At 71.1% G+C, this 23,942-nt stretch carries 5 protein-coding genes; all 5 read right to left on the reverse strand.

Annotated features, from left to right (window positions below):
• Positions 1-123: 123 nt before the first annotated feature.
• Genes CLV68_RS09560 through CLV68_RS09580 form a run of 5 tightly spaced genes read right to left on the reverse strand, consistent with a single transcriptional unit; the run spans position 124 to position 23,883 of the window.
• Positions 124-1,155 carry an isopenicillin N synthase family dioxygenase gene (locus CLV68_RS09560; RefSeq protein ID WP_121390016.1) on the reverse strand — a complete coding sequence of 344 codons (1,032 nt, stop codon included), beginning with the start codon at positions 1,153-1,155 and terminating at the stop codon, positions 124-126.
• Complete coding sequence (locus CLV68_RS09565) at positions 1,152-6,944, reverse strand: type I polyketide synthase (RefSeq protein ID WP_121390017.1); 5,793 nt, start codon at positions 6,942-6,944, stop codon at positions 1,152-1,154. The genes CLV68_RS09560 and CLV68_RS09565 overlap by 4 nt, the downstream gene beginning before the upstream one ends.
• On the reverse strand, positions 6,941-12,811 hold the full coding sequence (locus CLV68_RS09570) for a type I polyketide synthase (protein ID WP_121390018.1): 5,871 nt from the start codon (positions 12,809-12,811) through the stop codon (positions 6,941-6,943). Before CLV68_RS09570 ends, CLV68_RS09565 begins: the two co-directional genes overlap by 4 nt.
• 12 nt (positions 12,812-12,823) lie before the next feature.
• Complete coding sequence (locus tag CLV68_RS09575; protein ID WP_121390019.1) at positions 12,824-17,044, reverse strand: type I polyketide synthase; 4,221 nt, start codon at positions 17,042-17,044, stop codon at positions 12,824-12,826.
• The gene (locus CLV68_RS09580; protein WP_121390020.1) at positions 17,041-23,883 is read right to left on the reverse strand and encodes a polyketide synthase; all 6,843 of its coding nucleotides are present in this window, start codon (positions 23,881-23,883) and stop codon (positions 17,041-17,043) included. Before CLV68_RS09580 ends, CLV68_RS09575 begins: the two co-directional genes overlap by 4 nt.
• Positions 23,884-23,942: the final 59 nt, after the last annotated feature.

Genomic DNA, 23,942 nt, shown 5'->3' on the forward strand with positions numbered 1-23,942 from the left:
GCCTGCCTTCAGTGTGCGGAAACGGATCTTTCACATATCGGATGCACCAGTGTCGGATGGACGGTGCCATGTCGGGAACGATGCCGGGTGGGGAAGAGGGGGCGGGTGGTGGGAGAGAGTGATTCAGTCATACGCTTTTGCGAAAAGATCGACTACGTAAGGACCGAACTCGCACGGCTCGTAGCGCGGCGGGTTGTCGGCGTCGACGCACTGCGGCAGCGGTTCGACCACGGCGTCGAAGCGCGGCTCGAAGAAGAACGGGATGGAGTAGCGGTCGCTGGTGCCCGGGATCTGCACCCGGTGCCAGGTCGCCTGGTAGCGGTCGTTGGTCCAGCGCTGCATCATCAACCCGATGTTGACCAGGAACGTGCCGGGGATGTGCGGCGCGGCGATCCACTCGCCCTCAGCGTTGCGCACTTCCAGCCCGCCGACGCCGTCCTGTTGCAGCACGGCGAGGAACCCGTAGTCCACGTGCGCGCCGAACCCCAGTTCAGTCTGGTCGATGGTGACCCCGTCCGGCGCGTGCGGGTGCGCCTCCCGGCTGAACGGCGGGTAGTGCACCATCCGCAGGTCGCTGAGTTCGGCACCCTCGTACTGGGCGAAGAAGTGCTCGTCGAGCCCGAGGCTCAGCGCCATCCCGGCGGCGATCCGCGCGCTCAGCCCCCACAGCTGGTCCCAGGACCGCATCATGACGGTGCGGAACTCGGGCAGCGCGGTCGGCCACTGCTCGGGGTCGTCGAGCGGGTGCCCGTCGCGCGGGGCGCGCACGGTGGCCGCACTCGCGGCGTCGCGCCCCCACTTCGGTTGCAGGTCAAGGCATTCATGCCAGTCCGTCTTGCCGGCGGTGACCTCGCCGCCGAGCGGGACGAAGCCGCGGAACTGGTCGGTGTTGCCGCCGAGCCGGATCGCCATCTTGTCCGCGAGCGGCAGTGCGAAGAACGCCTTGGCGGCGGCGAACATCGTGGCGCTGTCGGCCGGGGCGATGCCGTGGTTGGTGACGTAGAAGAAGCCCACGTCCCGGCAGGCCGCGCCGATCTCGTCGACCACCCGCCGCCGCGCGGCCGGGTCGGAGTCGGCGGTGACCAGCGCGCCGATGTCGATCACCGGGACCTCGGTGAACGCGGTGTGGTTGTCCACGGTCGGGCTGCTGGTCATCGCGGGTCTCCTGGGGTGGGCAGCCGGTCGATCGGGCGGTCCCGGTCTGCCAGTGCGGTCAACAACGTCAGGTAGTGCTCGCACCACCGGCGCACCGTGGCGGCGTCGAACGAGTCGGCCCGGTAGTCGCAGTCGAACCGGATGCCGGTGCCGGTCTCGATCCCGTCGATCCGGAAGTCGACGAGCGCGAACCCGGCGGGCACCGGCTCGAACGCGCCGGTCAGGCCGTCGAACTCGGGCACCGGGATGGACCGGTCCAGGTTGAACACCGTGCGCAGCGGCGCCGGGTAGTCGTCGCCGGGGTGCAGTCGGGCGAAGGGGACGTCCTGGTTCTCGAACGCCGCCACCACCGTAGCCCGGATCTGGCGCAGGTAGTCGCCGACCGTGAGACCGGGCGTGATCGTGCTGCGGATGGGTAGGAAGTGGGCGCAGTAGCCGACAACAGAGCCGCTGCCGGGGAACCCGCGACCCGCGTGCGGCACGCCGATGACGATGTCGTCCTGCCCGGTCGCCTGGTGGGTGAGCAGCCCGTATCCGGCCAGCAGTGCCATGAACAGCGTCGCTTGGGCACTCTTCCCGGCTTCCTTGACGGTGGTGACGTCCTCAAGGGAGAAGGTGATCCGCTCGCCTCGCCGCGACGTCGAGGGCGTCTCCGAGGGGAACACAGTGTCTGGGAAGCCACCTGCGAACTTTTCTGCCCAGTAGCGTTCCTGAGTGGACAGATCACGCGACCGGTCGACGAAGTCCCGGTACTGGAGCGGGTCCGGCAGCTCGACCTGCTTGCCGTGCCGTGCAGCCGAGTACGCGGCGGCCAGTTCCTCCAGCACCACCGCCATGGACCAGCCGTCCGAGATCACGTGGTGGGTCAGCAGCGCCAGGTGGTGGGTGTTCTCGTCGACCCGCAGTACCGCGACCCGCCACAGCGGCCCAGCGGCCAGGTCGAACGGCTCTGCCAACGCCCGGTCCCACCAGTCCGGTCCGGCTTCCTCGACCGGCACGTCGACCAACGGCAGTACCACAGCCCCGTCCCGGAACACCGTCCGTAGAGCCTCATGCCGGGAACCGACCACCCGCACCGCGTCGCGGAGGGCGGCCAGATCCAGATCCCCCGTCAGCAGGACGTCTTCGGCGACTGTCCACTGTGGTGTTCCGGCGGGCAGGGCAAGCACCGCCCGCTGCTCGTCGCCGATCGGTGCGGCCACCGGCGTCACCGCAGGCAGGAAACCGCCCACGCGCATGGCCGCGATGGCCTCCTTGGCGGCCGTGATGATCACCGCGATGTCCTCGTCGGTGTGTGCGGTGGACAGGAAGCAGGTGCGGCCCTCCCACAGGTAGACGCCGCGGGTGAGCAGGTGGAAGTGGAAGACCTCGATCTCCAGCGGCTGGTAGGCGTAGCTGGCGTTGCCCTTCCACGCGAACCGGAACACCGAGGCGAACCGCAGCACCCGGATGGGCACCGACTCGGCCCGGAAGAACTCGTTGAGCGTGTCGGCGAGCCCCGCCGCCCGCTCGGTCAGCCGTCGTTGCAGGTCGGGGCCCTGCTCGCGCAGGTGCAGCAGCATGGCCTTGGTCGAGGCCATGGCGTACGGGTGCATCTCGAAGGTGCTGCCGATGTAGGTCTTCTGGCTGTCCGGGTCCGGCCCAGGCCCGTCGACCCAGTCGCCACCGTCGACCTGGTCGAGGAACTCGGCCTTGCCCGCAACGATGCTCACCGGCAGGCCGCCGCCGACAACCTTGCCGTACGTGGCGAGGTCGGCCCGCACCCCGAAGTGCGCCTGGGCACCGCCGGGGTGCACCCGGAAACCGGTGATGACCTCGTCGAAGATCAGCGGGATGCCCAGTCGGGTCGTCAGCGCCCGCAGGTCACGCAGGAACGCCTCGGGCTGCAACGTCGGGTTCCGGCTCTGCACCGGCTCGACGAGCACCCCCGCCAACTCGTGCGCGTGCGACTCGATGGTCTGCAATGCGGATGCGGCGCCATAGGTGAGCACCAGTGCGTCCGCCGCCGCACCGGGTGCGATGCCGGGCGCCATCGGGACCGACCGCTCCGGGTCGCCCAGGACGTCCGGCAGGGCGAGGACCCGGTCGTCCTGGCCGTGGTAGGAGCCGGAGAACATCGCGAACCGGGTCTTGCCGGTCTTGGCCTGCGCGATCCGCAGCGCTCCCCGGACGGCGTCGCTGCCGGTGACGGCGAAGAACATCCGCTCCATCCCGGTCAGCTCCCGCACCAGCTCCGCGACGTCGTCGGCCAGGTCCGTGATCGGCCCCAGCTGCAAGCCCCGGCCGAGGCGCTCGGTGACGGCGGCGGTGACGAACTCCGGGTCGTGCCCGCAGAGCAGCACGCCCACACCCATGGCGATGTCGACGTACTCGTTGCCGTCGATGTCGTGGAAGCGCGCACCGGTGCCACGGTCGGCGATGATCGGGTACGACACCGACCTGGTCTCCGGGCGCACGGACCGCATCCGGGTGTCGGCCCGGATGGCCCGGTGATCGGTGGCGCGGGTCAACGAGCCCGCCGTGCGCTTCTTGTGGGTGGCGAGCAGGTCGTCGAGGTGATCGCGCTGCTGGTCGGTCAACTCCCGGACCGGGGCGGGGGCGGGCTTCGGGGCCTGTGCCCGGACGGGCTGGGGTGCGGTCTTCGCGCCGGAGAGGATGTCCAGCTGTCGCGACATGATCTCCAGTTGGGTGGCGAACAGCTTGCCCACCGCGTCCTGGTCATCCACGGCGACCGGGGTGGGCGGCAGGACAGGAGCCGCCGGTGTCGCGATCGGGGTCTGGCCGGGCAGCGGGTGCCCGGCGGGCACCACTGTGTCCAGGTGGGCGGCGACGGCCTCGACAGTGTCCAGTTCGTCGAACAGGTGCCCCACGGTCAACGTGACCCTGTAGAGGTCGATGATGTCCTGGATCAGCTTGGCGATCAGCAGCGAGTCGGCGCCGAGGTCGACGAACGTGGTGCGCGGCGGCAGGTCGGCCAGCTCCAGACCCGCGCCGAGCCGGTCCCGCAGGTCGTCGAGGATCACCCGCCGCCGGTCGGTCGTGCCTGCCTGTACCGCGCTGGTTGGCGCTGTGTTGGTTGGCGCTGTGTTTGTTGGCGCTGCTGTGTTGGTTGGCGCTGCTGTGTATGTTGGCGCTGCGCTGGTCACCGGTAGCCCCTCCTGGCGTGCTCGCTCGTCGAACCAGTGCCGTTCGCGCTGGAACGGGTAGGTGGGGATCGGGACCCGGCGGCGCGGGTAGGGCTCGTCGAACGCGGTCCAGTCGATCTCGGCCCCGGCGGCGTAGAGGTCGGCGACGCTCTGCAGGACCTGCTTCCAGTCGTCGCGCCCCTCCCACAGCGACGACAGCCACCGCACCGGCGGCCCTTGCCAGCTCTGCCTGCCCAGCAGCTGCAACACCGGCTGCGGGCCGATCTCCAGCACGACCTGGCAGCCCTCGCCCGCCAGCGTCGCCATGCCGTCGGCGAACAGGACGGGCTCGCGGGTGTGCCTGCGCCAGTGCTCGGCATCGATCGACTCGACGATGCCGCCGGTGACGTTCGAGATCATCCGCACCGTGGGCGCGCGATAGGTGGCTTTCTCCGCGGCGGCCACGAGTTCTGGAAGCACTGGTTCGACCAGCGGTGAGTGCGGTGCGTGCGGGATCTTGAGCGGACGACCGTCCAAACCAGACGCCTTGGCCGCGATCAGCGCCTCGGCCACGGCATCGGCGTCACCGGCGATCAGAGTCTCACGTGGACCGTTGACCCCCGCGACCCCGACCTTGGTGAACGGGGCGAGTACCGGCTCGACCTCTTCGCGGGAGGCCAGCACGGCTGCCGTCGCGCCGCCGGAGGTCGCGTCCTCGATGAGTCGAGCGCGCCGGGTGAGCAGCGCGAGGGCGTCGTCCAGGTCGAGGAACCCGGCGGCGTGGGCGGCGGCGAACTCGCCGGTGCTGTGGCCCATCACCACGTGCGGCCGCACACCCCAGGACTCCCACAGCCGGGTCAGCGCGTACTCCAGGGCGAAGATCGCGGGCTGGGCGTAGGCGGTTCGGTCGATGAGACCGGTGGTGTCCGAGTACAGGATGTCGAGCAGCGGCACGTCGAGGGCGCGCAGGCTCTCGTCGCAGCGGGTCAGCGCGTCCCGGAAGACGGGGTGGGTCTCGAAAAGCACCTTGCCCATGCCCGCGTACTGCGAACCCTGGCCGGTGAACAGGAACGCCACGCGCGGCTGCTCGTCTACCTGGCCGCTAGCGGACGGCCTTCCGTCCAGGAATCGGGTCAACGCCTTGACGGCCTCGTCGCCGGTCGACGCGGTGATGGCCAGCCGGTGCGGGAAGCGGGTGCGACCGATCGCGGCGGTGTGGAAGTGGTCTCCGATGTCCTGCGCGCCTTCCAGGGCGGCGGCGTGCCGTGTTGCGAGGTCGCGCAAAGCCTCGGGTGAGCGGGCCGACAGGGGGAGGACGTGCCGTGGCCGGTCAGGTGCGTCCGGTGTGGACTGTTCGGGCGCGGCGGTGAGCACGACGTGTGCGTTGGTGCCGCTGAAGCCGAACGAGCTGACCCCGGCTGCCGTCGTGCCCTCCGGCCAGGGCGTGACCTCGGTCGGCACCGCCACGGCGTCCCACGGGATGTGCGGGTTGGGGCGGTGGAAGTTGCGGTTCGGTGGTATCTCCTGGTGGCCGAGCGCGAGCACCGCCTTGATCAGGCCCGCCGCCCCGGCCGCTGCCTCCAGGTGGCCGATGTTGGTCTTCGCCGCGCCGAGCAGCACCGGCGTCGACCGGCCCGCGAACACCGCGCTCAGTGCGCCGACCTCGACCGGGTCGCCGAGTTGGGTGCCGGTGCCGTGCGTCTCGACGTAGCCGACGGCCGCGGGCTCGATCTTGGCGTCGGCCAGCGCCGCGCGGATGACCTCTTGCTGTGCGGGACCATTGGGCGCGGTCAGGCCATTGGTGCGACCGTCCTGATTCACCGCACTGCCCTGGATGACCGCCCGGATCGGGTCTCCGGCGGCGATCGCGTCGTCGAGCCGCTTGAGCACCACCACCCCGGCGCCCTCACCCCGACCGTATCCGTCGGCCGCCGCGTCGAACGTCTTGCACCGACCGTCGGTCGCCAGCGCGTTGCCATCGGCGAACGCCACGAACGCGTCCGGCGACACCATCAGGCTCACGCCGCCCGCCAAGGCCAGGTCCGACTCGCCGCGCCGCAGACTGGCGATGGCCAGGTGCACCGCGACCAGCGCCGACGAGCATGCTGTGTCCAGGGCCAGGTTCGGGCCCCGCAGGCCGAGTAGATAGGACAGACGTCCACTCGCGACGCTCAGCGCGTTGCCGGTGAGGTCGTGCATCTGGACCGGGCCGCCCGCCTTGGCCCGCATGACCGGCAGGTACTCCGCCTCGGAGATCCCGACGAACACCCCGGTCCTGCTCCCAGCCAGCGACCTCGGATCACGCCCGGAGTCCTCGACCGCCTCCCACGCGACCTCAAGCAGCAACCGCTGCTGCGGGTCGATGTGCCTGGCCTCACGCGGCGAGATCCCGAAGAACCCCGGCTCGAACCCCGCGATGTCCGCCAGGAACCCGCCCCGCTCGGTGCCGCCGCCCCACCGCCCTTCCGGCACGGTGGAGATCGCCTCGCCGCCGGAGCGCAGCAGCTCCCAGTAGGCGGTCGGGTCCGGCGCGCCGGGGAACCGGCAGCCCAGGCCGATGATGGCGATGGGCGAGTCGGCTGACTCCAGTTCGCGCACCCGGCCTTGGAGGGTGCGGATCGCGGACAGGGCGCGGTGCAGGCGTTGGTCGTCGGCGGTGGTCACAGGGCTCCCTCCGGGAAGTCGCCGAGGAGCGCGTCCAGTTCGGCGCGCGGGTCCGAGGTGGTGAGGTCGAGGAGATCGACCAGGTGGTCGCGGAGTTGGGCGACGGTGGGGTAGTCGAAGGCGACGGTCGCGGCCAAGGGGACGTCCAGGGCGCGGTGCAGGCGGTTGCGGAGTTCGACCACCATCAGCGAGTCCATGCCCAGCTCGGTGAACGCCGCGCCCGGGTCGACCCGGTAGTCCGGTGGGAGGCCGAGCAGGCGCACCAGTTCTTGGTTCAGGTGATCCAGCAGTGCCTGAGGACTCTCGGGGCGCGTCGAGATGACTGGAGCATGCTCCACAGTGGACCTTGACGTTGGGTGGACGACCAGTTGTGCTGCTGGTGAGCCCAGGAGGCTGACGGCGGCGTCGGCGCCCTCTGCTGGCGGGATCAGCGGGGTGTCGGCCAGGCGTTCGGTGTGGGCGGCCATGCCGATCTCCGCCCACGGGCCCCAGTTCAGGGCCAGGCCGGGCTTGCCCTCGGCGCGGCGGCGCGCGGCGAGACCGTCCAGGAAAGCGTTTGCGGCGGCGTAGTTTCCCTGGCCGCCGTCGTCGAGGAGCGCGGCGATCGAGGAGTACCCGACGAAGAAGTCCACGTCACCGGCCAGTTCGTGCAGGTGCCAACCGGCGTCGACCTTCGGCGCGAGCACGGCGTGGAACCGGTCGGCGCTCTGGTGGGCGAGGATGCCGTCGTCGAGCACACCGGCGGCGTGGACGACCCCTCGCAGCTGGCCGAACTCGGCGAGGATCTTCTCCACAGTGGACCGATCGCTGAGGTCCCCTGTCCGCACATCCACCCGAACACCCAGGGCCGCGATCGTCGCCTCCTGCTCTGGACCGGGTGCCCTGCGGCTGGTCAGGACGAGGTGTCCGGCACCGCGATCCGCCAACTCCTGGGCTGTCCGCAGCCCTAGCGCGCCCAGGCCACCGGTGATCAGGTACGTGCCGTCCTGTCGCAGTTGGACCGGTCGGTCGAAGGTCAGCACGACCTTGCCGACGTGCCGGGCGCGTTGCATGAACGTGTACGCCCCCACCGCGTCGGTCCGGGGGAAGGTCGTCACCGGCAGTGGCCGAAGTGTTCCCGAGGCGAACCCGGCCGCGACCTCGGCGAACAACCCGGGCACCAGCGCCGGGTCCAGCTCGCCGTCATCCCCGAGGTCGAACGGGAAGTACCCGACGTCCGCGCGGACCTGCGACCTGATGTCCAGCTTCCCCATCTCGACGAACCGGCCGCCCTCGGCGAGCACCGACAGGCCCGCGTCGATGAACTCCCCGGTCAGGCTGTTGAGCACGACGTCGACCGGCGCCAACCCCTCGGCGAACGAGGTCGACCGCGAGTCCAGCACCTGCGTGACCCCCAGCGCCCGCACCGCGTCCCGTTTGGACTCACTGGCGGTCGCGATCACCTCGGCACCGAGCGCCAACGCGATCTGCACCGCCGCCTGCCCGACCCCGCCGGACGCGGCGTGGATCAGCACCCGCTCCCCGGCCCGCAGCTCGGCGAGCCTGGTCAGCGCATACTGGGCGGTGAGGAAGGCCAACGGGATCGTCGCCCCCTGCGCCAACGAAAGCCCAGCAGGCAGGGCGGTCGCATACCCGGCGTCGACGGTCACGTAGTCGGCGAACCCGCCCTCGGCCATCGCGATCACCCGATCACCAGGCGCGAAGACGTCCACCTGTGCGCCAACGGCGACCACCGTGCCCGCGCACTCGAACCCGAGCCGGACCTGCCTCGCGTCGGCGGGGTAGTGCTCGCCCATCATGCCGAGCGACACCAGCACGTCCCGGAAGTTGAGCCCGGCCGCGGCGACCTCGATCTCGATCTCACCCGGTCCCGGCTCACGGCGGGCCACCGGCTCGGACCGCGGGTTCTCCGGCGATCCGTAGGAGTCGAGCACCAGCCGGATCGGCTGACCGGAGAGGTCCACAGTGGCCTTGCGCAGGACCGGGATGTGGTTGACGCCGTTGCGGACCGCGTTGTGCGGGTGGTCCGTGCCGAACGGGATGGCGTCGAGGGAGTCGACGTCGATCGTGGTCGCCTGGAGCTCTGGGTGTTCCGCGGTGATGGTGTGCGTCAGCCCCCACAGCGCGGTGTGGGCCGGGTCGGGGAGGTCACCGGGCGCGACGGCTTGTGCGGTGCGGGTGACGACGTAGAGGCGCGGTGGCACCAGTTCCTTGGTGAGGTGCTGCACCAAGGCCAGGAGTTCGGTGGTCACGTGGTGCGCGTGTGCCGCGGCGTCATCCGTGGTGGTGTCGGGGAGGTAGACAACCGAGTCGAAGCCGTCGACCGGATGACGCGGGTCTCGGGTCTGCGTGCCCGGGATGAGCGGTTCGCCGATCACGAGCACGCGGCTGGCCGCACTCGAGTCGCTGGCCACCGGTTCCCAGTGGACTTCCTGGAGCCAATCGGTCCAGGCGCGGGTCAGCGCGGGGGCCGGGCGGTCCTCGAACCCCTCGACCCGGACGACCGGTGCGCCGTCCGCGTCGAGCAGGTCGATGTCCCAGCGCTCACCCGAGCGCCGGGCGTGCACCCAACGCCCCCGGGCATCGGCGTCCGCCCCGATCCACAGGCTGCGCACCGCGAACGGCACGCGCGCGCCATCACCGGACAGCGCCTCGGTGGCCTGGAACAACGCGTCCAACAGTCCCGGGTGGACAGGGGCGACCTTCCGCGTGCCGGATGGCCTCGTCACGGCGGCCAAGACCTCGCCATCGCCGGTGTGCACCTCGGTCAGCCAGCGGAACCGCGGCCCGAGGTCGATACCGCCATCGGCCAGCCGCTGGTACAGCTCGTCAGCCGAGACCGCCGCCGTCACCCGCGCTCGGATCGCCTCCAGCGGCTCGCCACGAGCCGCCTTCCCCTGTCCGATCGACCCGACAGCATGGACCGGTGCGGCGGCCTCCACGTCGTCCGGCACGCTGATCAGCTGGAAGTCGTTGCCGGTCAGCTCGATCTGGACGGTCTGGTTGGCCGCCAACGCCAACGGCTCCGGGAACACCACGTCGGTGAGGACCACATCACCGGGTGTGAGCACCTCGGCCGCGCTCGCGACCATGGCCACGTGCGCCGCCGCAGGTGACACGACCCGGCCGCCCACCCGGTGTTCGGCGAAGAAGTCCGTCGCGGTCAACTCCGACTGGAACACCGTCGACCGGTGCGCGGGCAACCGCAGCCGCACGTCCAGCAGCGGTCGAACCCGCCCCTTGTTCTGCGGCTTGGCCGCCAGCCAGTGCCGATCCCGCTGGAACGGGTAACCCGGGATGGTGACCTTCCGGTGCCCACCGTCCACAGCGGACCAGTCGACCGGCACGCCCCGCAGGTGCAGCTCCGCCGCTGTCGTCAACGGCTCCGCCCAGTCGCGCCCGGGCCGCAGGCTCGGCAGCCACGTCGCGTCCGGCGCGCTGAGCTGCGCTGATGCCAACAGCACCGGCTTCGGGCCGACCTCGACGAACACCCGCGCCCCCGCCGCGTGCGCCGCCAGGACACCGTCGGCGAACCGCACCGGCTCCAGCGCGTGCCGCACCCAGTACTCCGGGTCCGCCAGGTCCTCGACCACCTCGCCGGTCAGGTCCGAGATCACGGTGATCTCCGGCGCGGCGAAGCTGACCTTCCGCGCGGCCGCCCGCAGCCCGTCCGCCACCGGGGCCATCAGCGGCGAGTGGAACGCGTGTGACACCGGCAGGTACTTGCCCGGTACACCCAATTCGCCGAGCACCGCGGCCACCTGGTCGCGGTCACCGGACACCACCGCCTCGCCGGGCGCGTTCACCGCCGCCACCGACACCAGTGGGAACCGGGCTACCACTGGCGCCACCACGTCTTCCGCGACCCGGGCAGCCGCCATCACACCGGGCTGCTGGGCCTGCATCAACCGGGCGCGCTCGACCACCAGTGCCAGGCCATCCGCGACGCTGAACACGCCCGCGACGCAGGCCGCGACGATGCCGCCCACGCTGTGCCCGAGCACGACATCCGGCCGCACACCCCACGATTGCCACATCCTGGCCAGCGCGTATTCGACGGCGAACAGCGCGGGCTGGGTGTTGTCGGTGCGGTCCAGGTCGCCGCCCTCGTAGAGCAACGGGACCAGGCGGTCCACCACCTCGGCGCACTCCAGGATCGCCGCCCGGAACGCCGGTTCCCCCTCGAACAGCTCCCGCCCCATGCCCGCGTACTGCGATCCCTGACCGGAGAACAGGAACGCGACCTTCGGCGGTGCCTGGTGTGTCGTCACATGGCCGGTCGACGCGCCTGCCCGCAACCGTTCGGCCAGCTCGGCGGCGGTGCTGCCGGTGACAGCGAGCCGGTGCTCGTGGTGGTCGCGGCCGGTGTTGGCGGTGAAGCAGACCTCGGCGGCCGGCGGCCCGGTGTCCAGGAACTCGGCCATCCTGGTCGCCGCGTCGGCGAGTGCCTGCTCGGTGCGACCGGACAGCGTCAGCACCCTCGGTCGGTTCGGACTGTCTACTGTGGGCTGCTCTGGTGCCTCGGCGAGGATGATGTGGGAGTTGGTGCCGCTCATCCCGAAGGAACTGACCCCGGCCACCCGGTGCTCGGCCCACGGCCGGAGCGCGGTCGGGACCTCGAACGGCAGCCGCGACCAGTCGACGTGCGGGGTCGGGTTTGTGAAGTGCACGTTCGGCGGGATCACCCCGTGCCGCAGGGCCAACACCGTCTTGATCACGCCCGCGATCCCGGCCGCGCCCTCGGTGTGGCCGATGTTGCTCTTCACCGCGCCCAGCACCACCGGGTGCGCGCTCTTGCCGAAGACCGTGTCCAGCGCGCCGACCTCGATCGGGTCGCCCAACGCGGTCCCGGTGCCGTGCGCCTCGATGTACCCGACCGCACCGGCCTCGACCTCGGCGTTGCGCAACGCGTCCCGGATCAACGACACCTGCGCGCCCTCGTTCGGCACGGTGAACCCGCTCGCCGGGCCGTCGTGGTTGACCGCGGACCCGCGGATCACCGCCAGCACGGTGTCGTTGTCGCGCTCGGCGTCCGAGAGTCGCTTGAGGACGATCATCCCGCACCCCTCGCTGCGGCCGAACCCGTCAGCGGACGCGTCGAAGGTCTTGCACCGGCCGTCCGGCGCGAGCGCACGGGTCTTGGCCAGCGACAACGATGTCGTTGGTGCCAACCGCAGGTGCACGCCCCCGGCCACCGCGTGGTCGCACTCCCCGAGCCGCAACGCGCTCACGGCCTGGTGGATGGCCACCAGCGAGCTGGAGCACCCGGTGTCGACGGCGATGTTCGGGCCCTGGAAGCCGAAGACGTGCGAGATCCGGCCGGACGCGAAGCAGAACCCCGTTCCGGTGGCGTCGTAGTGCTCCAGCTCGCCGGAATCCTCGACCAGCCGCGCGTAGTCGTTCTCCGCGATGCCCACGTACACGCCGGTCTTGGTCCGGCGCAACGACCGGGGCGCGATCCCGGCGTCCTCCAATGCCTCCCAGGTGACCTCCAGCAGCAGCCGGTGCTGCGGGTCCAGCCGGGCGGCTTCCTTGGGGGAGATGCCGAAGAACAGCGGGTCGAACCGGTCGACGTCGGCGAGGAAACCGCCGCTGCGCGTGTTGATCGTGCCGGGGGTGTCCGGATCGGGGTCGTAGAAGGCGTCGACGTCCCACCGGTCCGGCGGCACCTCGGTGATCGCGTCCACCCCGTCGCGCAGCAGCTCCCAGAACCGCGCCGCCGACGCCGCACCGGGGAACCGGCACGCCAGGCCGACCACCGCGATCGGCTCGCGGGCGCGGGCGAGCCTGTCCTCGAGCCGGTCGATCACGCGCACCGACTGGCGCAGCGCGGTGACCAGCTCGTCGGTCGACCCGGGTCCGGACATCCGTGGTTCCTCTCAGTCCTCGTCGAGGTGGGTGTTGGCGCTGCGCGTGATGCGGGCGAGGAGATCGGCGGCAGACGTGTCGTCCACCTCTTCGATGGTCTCTTGTGGACCGATGCCGATCTCGTCGGCCAGGTGGGGGACGAGGTCGTCGAGCGTCGCGTACTTGAAGACGGCAGTGGGCGGGATGGCGATGGCCAGAGCAGCGGTCAGCCGGGCGTGGAACTCCACGGCCATCAGCGAGTCCATGCCCATGCTGAAGAAGCCCTGGTGCCTGCCGAGTTCCGACCGTTCGCCGAGGACATCCCGCAGGATCAGTTCCACCTGCTCGCCGAGGAACGCCACCTTGTCCTTGGCCGCGTCGATCTCGGTCCGCAGCGAGGGGCCGGTCTGCGGCTCGTCCGGCTCGACGCCGAAGAAGCCGGGGGCGGCGCCGGTCGTCGTGCTGAGCTTGGCCCAGTCCGCGTTCAGCACCGCGACGTTCTCCCCGCCCGCGAGGGCGATCGCCAGTCGGGCGCCCCGGTCCGGGGAGAGCATGCGCAGTCCCGATTTCTCGTGCGACTCGGTGGCGGCCATGCCGATGCCGGACCACGGACCCCACTGGATGGCGGCGCCGGGAAGCCCGGCGGCTCGGCGGTGCGCCATCAGACCGTCCAGGAAGGCGTTCGCGGCCGCGTACGCCCCAGAGGCGAAGGTCGGGATGAACGCCGACACCGAGGAGAACGCGACGAAGAAGTCCAGGCCGGTCGCCTGCTGGTGCAGGTGCCAGGCACCGTCGACCTTGGGGGCCAGCACGGCGTCGAAGCGCTGCGCGCTCTGCTGGGCCAGGATCGCGTCGTCGAGCACCCCGGCCGCGTGCACGATGCCGCGCAGCGGACCGTGTTCTTGTAGCAGGGCCGCCACGGCGGCCGCGTCGCTGATGTCTGCTTGGTGAATCCGGACGGTGGCGAACCGCTCGATCTCGGCGATTCTCGCGCGCTGGTCGGCGGACGGCTCGCGGCGGCTGGTGAGGACGATGGTGCCCGCGCCGCCCTTGGCCAGTTCACTGGCTGTGCGTAGTCCCAGTGCACCGAGGCCGCCGGTGACCAGGTACGTGCCGTCCCGCCCCAGGTCGACTTTGTCCGGCGTCGCTGCCGCGCCGAGTTTTGGCCAGTGGTGGATTCCCCGACGGATGACCGTGAACGGGGCGTTCGTGGGCAGGTCTATGTCGTCGGTGTCGACAGCGGTGAGGCGCACCTCGGGGTGCTCGGCGGCGATGGTGTGGATCAGGCCCCAGAGCGCGGTGTGCGCGGGATCGGTTGTCTCGCCGGGCGTCAGCGCGTGGGCGTTGCGGGTGATGACCCGCAACCGCGGGGGCTTCGGCCGGGCGGTGATGTCCTTGACCAGGGCCAGGAGTTCGGCCGCCAGCCGGTGGGTGTGCGCGACCGGGTCGCCGTGGCTGGGCTCGGGTTCGAAGCGGACGGTGTCCACAGTATCCACAGGGGCCTGTGGACTGGTCGGCTCCCACATCACCTGGTGCAGCCACTGGTCGTCTGATGTGGACTCCGGGGCGAACCAGTGCCGCTCGCGCTGGAACGGGTAGCTCGGCAGTGCAACCCGCTGGCGGTGCGGGAGGTACGGCTTCTCGTAACCCGCCCAGTCGATCGGGTACCCGCGCACGTACAGCTCGGCGAGGCCCTTGGCGTGCTCGTCGAACTCACTGTTGCGGCGCGCGCTGGGCAGCCACGCGTAGTCGTCGCCCGGGAGCAGTGCCCTGCCGAGCGCCGAGAGCACCGGCTGCGGGCCGACCTCGATGAACACCCGCGCGCCCAGCTCGTCCAACGCCCGCACACCATCGGCGAACAACACCGGTTCCAGCGCTTGCCGCACCCAGTACGCTGGGTCGGTCATCTCGTCGCCGACCAGCCGACCGGTCACAGTGGACACGATGGGGATGGTCGGCCCGGTGAGCGGGATTCCGCGCAGCACCTCGGTGAACTCGTCGACGATCGAGTGCATGAGCGGCGAGTGGAACGCGTGCGAGACCTTGAGCTCGCGACCGGTCACACCCTGCGCGGCCAGCTCGTCAGTAGCCAGGTTCACCTGAGCGCTGTCACCGGAGATGACGATCTCTTCGGGCCCGTTCACCGCTGCCACACCCACCAGGGGATGCCGAGCGACGACCTGCTCGACCAGCGCTCGATCGCCCCGCAGCGACACCATGACCCCGCCGTCGGGCAGCGCCTGCATCAACCGACCGCGTGCCACGACTACCCGGAGCGCGTCCTCAAGCGAGAACACCCCCGCCAGGCAGGCGGCCGCCAGTTCGCCGACGCTGTGGCCCAGCAGCGCGACCGGCGTGACGCCGCACGACTGCCACACCCTGGCCATGGCGTACTCGTAGACGAACAACACCACCTGCGCGTACTCCGTGCGCGCCAGCGTCTCCTCGTCGGGTTCACTCGCCAGCAGCGAGTTCAGTGGAGGATCCAGCTGACCCGCGAGCAGCTCCTCGCATTCGCTGACAGCCAAGGCGAAGACCCGGTTGCTCCACAGCGGTGAAGCGCCCATCTTCGGGTACTGCGCGCCCTGCCCGGTGAACAGGAACGCCACGTTCGGCGCCCGGTGACCAGCGGGGACGTACCCGGTCTTGGCGGCGCTCGCCCGCTCGGCCAGTTCGTCCAGTGTGGACGCCACAACCGCCGCCCGGTGCTCGAAGTGACTGCGCGCGGTAGCGGCGGTGTAGCTGACGTTGTGGATGTTGGCCCCACCCGCGCCACCCGCCGCGAACTCCGCCAGTCGCCGCTGGGCCGCACGCAGCGCGGACTCGGATGCGGCGGAAACCGTTACGACGCTCGCCAGCCGATCGCCGATCGGCCCGTGCTTCTCCGGTCGCGGGTCGACCGGATCGGCCAGCACGATGTGGCAGTTGGAGCCGCTGAACCCGAACGAGCTGATCCCGGCGACCCGACGGCCCTCCGGCCACCGCTCGGTCGTGGTCGGCACCCGCAGCGGCAGCGACCAGTCCACGTACGGGCTGGGCTCGTCGAAGTGCAGGGTGCCCGGGATGACGCCGTGCCGCACCGAGAGCACCGCCTTGATCACGCCCGCGATCCCCGCCGCCGACTCCAGGTGCCCCAGGTTCGACTTCACCGCGCCCAGCACCAGCGGCCGGTCCCGCTCGCCGAACACCGCGCCGAGCGCCGCCGCCTCGATCGGGTCACCCAGCGCTGTGCCGGTGCCGTGGGTCTCGACGTAGCCGACCTCCGTGGGCGAGAGGCCCGCGTCGCGCAGCGCCTCCCGGATCACGGCCTGCTGCGACGGTCCGTGCGGCACGGTCAACCCGCTGCGCCTGCCGTCCTGGTTCGTGGCGCTGCCCAGCACTACGGCCAGGATGTCGTCGCCGTCGCGCTGCGCGTCGGACAGCCTCTTAAGCACGACCATGCCGCAGCCCTCGGCGCGCACATAGCCGTTAGCTGCCGCTGAGAACGGCTTACACCGGCCGTCCGGGGCCATCATCCGGGCCTTGGACAGGCTTATGGTCTCGTGTGGGGTAAGGATCTGGTTGACCCCACCCGCCACCGCTACGTCGCACGCGCCCGTCCGCAGATCGCGTGCCGCGAGGTGTAGCGCGACCGACGACGACGAGCACGCCGTGTCCACCGACAACGACGGCCCGGTAAGACCCAGGAAGTACGAGAGGCGACCGCTGGCGGTGCTGGTGGTGCTACCTGAGCTGAAGTACCCGTCGATGCTGTCCTCGCCGTGGAGGACCATCGCCTCCCGGTAGTCGACATTGCTGATGCCGACATAGACCCCCGTTCGACCGGGCAGCTCTCTTACCGGCATCCCGGCGTGCTCGAATGCCTGCCAGGTGACCTCTAGCAGCATCCGCTGCTGCGGGTCGATGCCCGCCGCCTCTCGCGCCGAGATGCCGAACGCGGCGGTGTCGAACCCGGCCGGGTCGGGCACGAACCCGCCGTACCGGGTGGTCATCCGACCGGGGCGGTCCGGGTCGGGGTCGTGGTAGGCGTCGACGTCCCACCGGTCCGGCGGCACCTCGGTGATCGCGTCCCGGCCCTCGACCAGCAGCCGCCAGAACTCGTCCGGCCCGTCGGCGCCGGGGAACCGGCAGCCGATGCCCACCACGGCGACCGGCTCCGGGGCGAGCACCCTGGCCAGGTCCAGCTCGGCCTCCAGGTGCTCGATCCTGGCCAGTGCCTTGCGCAGCAGCGCGTCGTAGTCGGGGCTGCTCACGAGCCGCCTCCGGTCAGACCGAGCTTGGCCGCCAGCAGCCGCGCCACGTCCTCGGTGTCGTGCTGCGGTTCATCCAGCCCCAGCACCGTGACCAAGTGGTCCGTGAGGCCGGACAGCGTCGGGTAGTCGAAGACGACCGTCTGCCCGAGCGGCTCACTCACCGCTGCCTGGAGCCGGTTACGCAGTTCGATCGAACTCAACGAGTCCAGCCCTAGCGAGAAGAACCCCACGTCAGGTCCTAGTCCGCTATCGGTCCCGATGCTGCGCACGACCTGTTCGCGTACCTCGGCGGCGAGCAGGTCACGGCGCTTGTCCTCCGGCGCCGCATCCAGCTCTTGCCGGAACGAGCGATCCGCGGGCTTGGCCGTCTTCTGCTGGAACCGAGCGAGCACCGGCGGCACGCTGATCTGGTGGTTGAGGAACCTCGGCCAGTCGATCGGTAGGACTGCCCGCACGCCGTTAGTGCCGAGCAGCGCCGTCAGCGCAGACAGCCCGTCCTCAGTCGGGATGACACCTTCGCCCAGGGAGTTCAGCTTGTCGTTCAGACCCAACCGCGCGCTCATGCCCGTGTCCGCCCAAGAGCCCCACTGCACTGCTAGCGCGGGCAGCCCCAGACCGCGCCGGTACTCGGCGAGCCCATCGAGGAAAGCGTTTGCGGTGGCGTAGTTCCCCTGGCCGGGGGACCCGAGCGCGGAGCTGATCGAGGAGAACAGCACGAAGTGGTCGAGGCCCTCGGTCAGCCGGTGCAGGTGCCAGGCCGCGGCCGCCTTGGGCCCCAGCACGGTGCGGAACCGCTCCGGGGTCTGCTGGACCAGCACCCCGTCATCGAGGACGCCCGCCAGGTGGAAGACGCCACGGAGGGTGTCGAGTTCGGCGAGGAATGCCTCCAGCGCCACCGGATCGGTGACATCCACCTGGGCGGTGCGCACCTCGACCCCGGCATCCCGGAGTTCGCCGATGACCTTCTCCGCGTCCGGGCCGGGAGCCGAGCGCCCGACCAGCGCGAGCCGCCGGGCGCCCAGGCGGTGCAGCAGCCGTGCGGTCTCCAGACCGAGGCCGCCGAGGCCGCCGGTGATCAGGTACGTCCCCTCGGGACCGATGGCGGGCGCCGTGGCGGGGGCGGTCGCGCGCGACAGGCGAGCCACGTAGCGGGTGCTGCCCTGGTACGCGACCTGGCTCTCCTCGCTCGACAGCTCGCCTGCCAACACCGCGGTGGGGCCGTCCGGGTCGAGGTCGACCAGGGTGAGGTCCAGGTCGGGGTGCTCCAGGGCGATCACCCGACCGAGCCCCCACAGCGCGGCCTGGGCGGGGCTGGTGACCGCGCGGGTCCCGGCTGGCTGCGCGCCCCGGGTCACCAGGACGAGCTTGGAGCCGACATCGCCCACCTCGCGGACCAGCCGCAGCACCGGGGCGACGAGGTCCGCCGGGTCCGTGCCGGTCGACTCGGCGGGCAGGCAGACGACAACGGTCCGACCCGGGGTCAGCTCACCCGTGTCGCCCAGGTCGGCGAACTCGCCGCCGGTGATCACCAGCGGCCGCTCGCCCGACGGGGGACAGGCGGGCGCGGCGACCCACTCCGTCGCGTACAGCCAGTCCCGCCACACCTCGGCGCCCAGCATCGCCCGCCGGGTGGCCAGCTTGAGCAGGACGCCGCGCATGGTCAGCACCAGCGTGCCGTCGGCGTCGAACAGGTCGACGTCGCCGTGCAGGGTCTCCGGGGTCTCGCTGTCGCTCGGGCGCAACCGCGCGTGGCACCAGGCGTGCGCGCCGACCTTTCCGTGCAGGGTGAGCCGCTCGACGCCGACGGGCACGTAGGTGCGCCTGCCGTACTTCTCCGGGTAGGTGACCGTCAACGCGAGGAAGCACGCCTCCAGCAGCACCGGGTGCACGCGGTGCTCGGTCTCGCCGCGCAGGGCGGTGGGCAGCGCGATCTCGGACAGGCAGCTGGTGCCGTCCCGCCACAGCCTCTTGGTCGCCCAGAACAACGCGCCGAGGTCGATCTCCCGTTCCCGTTCGCCCTGGTAGATCTCCTCGACCGGGATCTCGGCGGTGAACCGGGACCGCACCTGGGCCAACGGTTCGACGTCGAGCGGGGCCGCTGGGGCCGCGGTGATGCCCGAGGCGTGCAGGGTCCACTGTGGATCACCGGGCGCCCTCGAGTGGACGCGCAGGCGGTGTTCGTCGCCCTCCGGTATCAGGGCGATCTGGACCTGGCGGGCAGTGTTCTCGTCGGCGAAGGGCATCGCGCGGTGCACGAAGAAGTCGCGCACGACCGCGCCCTCGCCGCCGAACGCCTCGTGGTGGGCGGCCAGGCCGGTCTCCAGGAACGCCACGCCGGGCATGACGATCGACTGGAACACCCGGTGGTCACCCAGCCAGGACAGCGCCCGCGGTCCGAGGGTCGCCTGGAACCGGATGTCGTCGCTGTCGGCGATGTCCAGCCGTTGCCCGATGAGCGGCTTGCCCTCGACCGGGGGTGCCTGCGGGACGGGCGGGTCGATCCAGTGCCGTTCCCGCTGCCACGGGTAGGTCGGCAGGGCCACCTTCCGGTGCTCGCTCTGGAACAGGCCAGCGGGGTCGATATCGATGCCTGCGGCGAACAGGTCACGCGCGCCGCGCAACAGCTGCTCGCGTTCCCGCTCTGGTCGCAGTGTGGGCACGAGCAACGCATCAGCGTCCACGTGGGACAGCAGCGTCGGCTTGGGGGAGACCTCGACGAAGACGTCCACACCGGACTCGACGAGCGTGCGCACGCCGTCGCCGAACCGGACGGTGTTCAGCACGTGGTCGACCCAGTACTGCGGCGTCGCGATGTCGCCCTTGGCCGTGGCGACAACCGGGATCGTCGGCTCGTGATAGGTGACGCCAGCGGCGATCTCGGCGAACCGCTCCAGCATCGGCTGCATCAACGGTGAGTGGAAAGCGTGCGACACCACCAGTTCCTTGGTCCGCACACCCTGCCGGTCCAGCTCGGCGCGGATCGCCTCGACCTCGGAGGAGGCACCGGAGATCACCGTCGCGGCAGGCCCGTTCACCGCCGCGATCGACACGCCGTCGTGCTGGGCGAGCAACTCCGCGACCGTCGCCTCATCGGCGGCCACCGACACCATCCGGCCCGGCGCGTCGAGCTCCTGCATGAGCCTGCCCCGGTGCGCGACCAGGATCACGGCGTGCATCAGGGAGAACACCCCGGCCAGGTGCGCGGCGACGAACTCGCCCACGCTGTGTCCGATGAGCACATCCGGCCGGACTCCCAGCGACAGCAACAGCTTCGCCACCGCGTACTCGACGGCGAACAGCGCGGGCTGGGCGTGCGCGGTCTCGTTGACCCGGTCGTCGGCGAGCACCTCGTGCAGGTCGAACATCCCGGACAGCAGTACGGCGCACTCGTCGAACGCCTCCCGGAACACCGGCTGCTCCTCGTAGAGCGCCTGGCCCATCCCCGGGTACTGCGAGCCCTGCCCGCTGAACAGGAACGCGACCTTCGACCGCCGCCGCTCCTCCACAAAGGACTCAAGTGCTCGACGGGCATCGTCCCGGGTACCCACCACGGCGGCGAACCGGTGCCCGAACACCTGCCGCCCGGTCGCGGCCGTCGCACACACGTCGGACAACGGCAGGTCGTGCCCGGCCAGGTGATCACCGTACCGGGAAACCAGCTCCCGCAACGCTTCCGGTGTCCGAGCGCTCACCGCGAGCAGGTGCGGACCAGGCGTGCCGGGCGCGTCTGGGCGGTCCGGCGCCTGCTCCAGCACGACGTGGCAGTTGGTCCCACCCATGCCGAACGAGCTGACCCCGGCCCGCCGCACACCGGACCACTCCGGCCACGGCGTCGCCTCGGCGGAGACGAAGAACGGGCCCGCGCCGAAGTCGATCTCCGGGTTGGGTGCGGTGAAGTGCACCGTCGGCGGCACCGTGCCGCGCTCGACCGCCAGCGCCGCCTTGACCAGCCCGGCGATCCCCGCGGCCTCGTCCAGGTGCCCGATGTTGGACTTCACCGACCCGAGCACGCAACTGCCCTCGGGCAACGGGCCGTCGACCTGGAACGCCGTGTTCAACGCCGCCACCTCGATGGGATCGCCGATCGCGGTCCCGGTGCCGTGCGCCTCGACGTACCCGACACTCCCGGCCGGAACCCCCGCGTCGGCCAGCGCGTCCGCCACGACCTCCGCCTGGCGCTGCACGCTCGGCGCGGTGAACCCCACCTTGGCCGAACCGTCGTTGTTCACCGCCGACCCCTTGACGACCGCGATCACCCTGTCGCCATCGGCCAGCGCGGCGTCAAGCGGCTTGAGCAGCACCACACCACAGCCGTTGCCGAACAGCGTCCCGTCGGCGCGCGCGTCGAAAGCCCGGCAGTGCCCGTCGCGCGAGCGGACCATGCCCTCCTCGTAGAGGTACCCGCCGTGCTGCGGGACGATCACCGACACGCCCCCGGCCAACGCCATGTCGCTCTCGCCCGACCGCAGGCTCTGGCACGCCAGGTGCACCGCCACCAGCGACGTCGAGCACGCCGTCTGCACCGCCACGCTCGGCCCGCGCAGGTCGAGCTTGTAGGACACCCTGGTGGGCAGGTAGTTGCGGTCGTTGCCCAGCTTCGCCTGGAACTGCGCCAGGTCCGCCTCGACGAACGGGCCGCTCGCGCCGGGGGTGATGTTGTTCACCAGGTACGTGCTCAGGCTCGACCCGGCGAACACGCCGACCGCGCCGTGGTCCGGACCCGGCCGGTAGCCCGCGTCCTCGAACGCCTCCCACGCGCACTCCAGGAAGATCCGGTGCTGCGGGTCGGTCGCCGCCGCCTCCTTCGCGTTGATGTCGAAGAACGCCGCGTCGAACCGGTCGACATCGGGCAGCACCGCCGCGGCCCGCACGTGGTCGGGGTTGTCCCGGAGCGCAGGGTCGACCTGGCCGAGGTCGTCGAACCCGGTGATCGACTCGACGCCCGCCACCAGGTCCCGCCAGAACGCCTCGACATCGCCCGCGCCGGGGAACCGGCCCGCCATGCCGATGATCGCGATGTCACCGTGCGCGTGCCGGGCCCGCCTGCGCGCGGTGGGCGCGGGCGCGTCCCGGTCCAGGTGGGCGGCGAGTGCCCTGATCGTGGGATTGCCGAACAGGTCGACGAGGGGGAACGGCACGCCGGTGCGCTCGGTCACCGCCTGCCGCAGCGCCACCAGGTGCAGCGACGTGCCGCCGATGTCGAAGAAGTTGTCGGTCGTGCTGACCTCGGCGAGCCCCAGCACCTCGCGCCACGCCGCGCTGAGCAGCCGCTCGGTGGGGGTGCGGGCGGCCACGACCGGGTCGTCGGCGAGCCGCTCGAACTCCTCCGGCGGGATCAGCGCGCGGCGGTCGGTCTTGCCGCTCGCCGTCCTCGGCATCGCCGCCAACTGCTCGTACGCCTCGGGGACCATGTACCGGGGCAGCCGCGCGGACACCAAGCGGTGCAGGTGGCGCGGGAGGGTCTCGTCGTACTCGCCCGTGGTCACCACGTGCGCGACCAGCCTGCGCACGCCCGCGACCTCCTGGGCCAGCACCACCGCCTCCCGGACCCGCGGGTCCGACTCCAGGACCGCCTCGACCTCGCCCGGCTCGACCCGCGCGCCGTGGATCTTGACCTGGTCATCGGCCCGCCCCAGGTGGTCCACCGTTCCGTCGGGCAGGATCCGGGCCAGGTCACCCGTGCGGTAGAGCCTGCCCGGCCCGAACGGGTTGTCCAGGAAACGCTGCGTCGTCTCCACCGGCCGGTTGAGGTACCCGGACGCGACGCCGACGCCACCTATGTAGAGCTCGCCCTCCCGCACCGGCCGCAGGTCCTCGTCGAGCACGTGCACCTCGACACCGGTGATGGGCCTTCCGATCGGGACCGTCGCGGGCCAGGCCGCCGGGTCGCCGTCGAGGGTGTGCGTGGTCGCGTCCTGGAACTCCGTGGCGCCGTAGTGGTTGTGCAGCCTCCCGCCGGTGGTGCGGCCGAAGAACTCGCGCAGCGCCGGGGTCACGCGCAGCCGCTCGCCGGTCGTGACCACGTCCCGGATGGCCAGTGGCCCCGGTCGACCCGCGGCGGCGTCGGCCAGCTGGGTGAGGGTGGTGACCGGCGCGAACAGCCGCTCGATCCCTTGCCGCTCAAGGAACTCCGCCAGCGCGAACGGGTCCCTGCTGGTCTGTTCGTCCGCGACGACCAGCGTGCCGCCGAAGCACAGCGTGGCGAACACCTCGTGGAAGGAGAAGTCGAAGCTCACCGCGCACACCTGCGCGGTGCGGGACTGGTTCGCCCCCGGTCGCGTGCGTTCGTGCCACCACAGCAGGTTGACCAGCGACCGGTGCGTCATCGGGACACCCTTGGGGCGCCCGGTGGAGCCCGAGGTGAAGACCGCGTACGCCGGGGAGTCAGGGTCCACCTGGACCGGTGCCCGCTCGTCTGGTTCGAGGTTGTCCTGTTCCTGCCACGTGTCGTCCAGCACCAAGGTGGTGGCCGGGAACGGGGCGGGCCGCGCGCCATCGGTCACCAGCACCGCGATGTCGGCGTCCTCGGCGATCGCCCGCAACCGCTCGACCGGGTCCTCGACGTCCATCGGCACGTAGCAGGCACCGGTCTTGAGCACGCCCAACATCGCCGCGAACAGCTCCGGGCCGCGCCGCAGGTGCAGTGCCACCAGGGAACCCGGACCGACACCCGTCCGCAGCAACCAGGACGACACCTGTTGCGCCATCCGGTCGAGTTCGGGGTAACTCACTTGGCGGTTGCCCTGCACCACCGCGACCGGTCCAGCCGGACGCCCGGTGAGCAGCCGCTCCACGAGTCCGTGCACCGTGATCACCGGCACAGCGGCGCGGTCATCCATCTACGAGCCCCCAACGAGCGAGTGTCGACGCCTGCCCGATCGCGGCGCGACTCGCGCCC

Origin of the sequence: Actinokineospora cianjurensis, assembly GCF_003663795.1 — a bacterium.
GTDB lineage: Bacteria > Actinomycetota > Actinomycetes > Mycobacteriales > Pseudonocardiaceae > Actinokineospora > Actinokineospora terrae.

Excerpts from the sequence above, each read along its gene's own strand:
- CLV68_RS09560 (WP_121390016.1), bottom strand. The coding sequence starts at position 1,155 with ATGACCAGCAGCCCGACCGTGGACAACCACACCGCGTTCACCGAGGTC.
- CLV68_RS09570 (WP_121390018.1), bottom strand. The coding sequence starts at position 12,811 with ATGTCCGGACCCGGGTCGACCGACGAGCTGGTCACCGCGCTGCGCCAG.
- CLV68_RS09580 (WP_121390020.1), bottom strand. The coding sequence starts at position 23,883 with ATGGATGACCGCGCCGCTGTGCCGGTGATCACGGTGCACGGACTCGTG.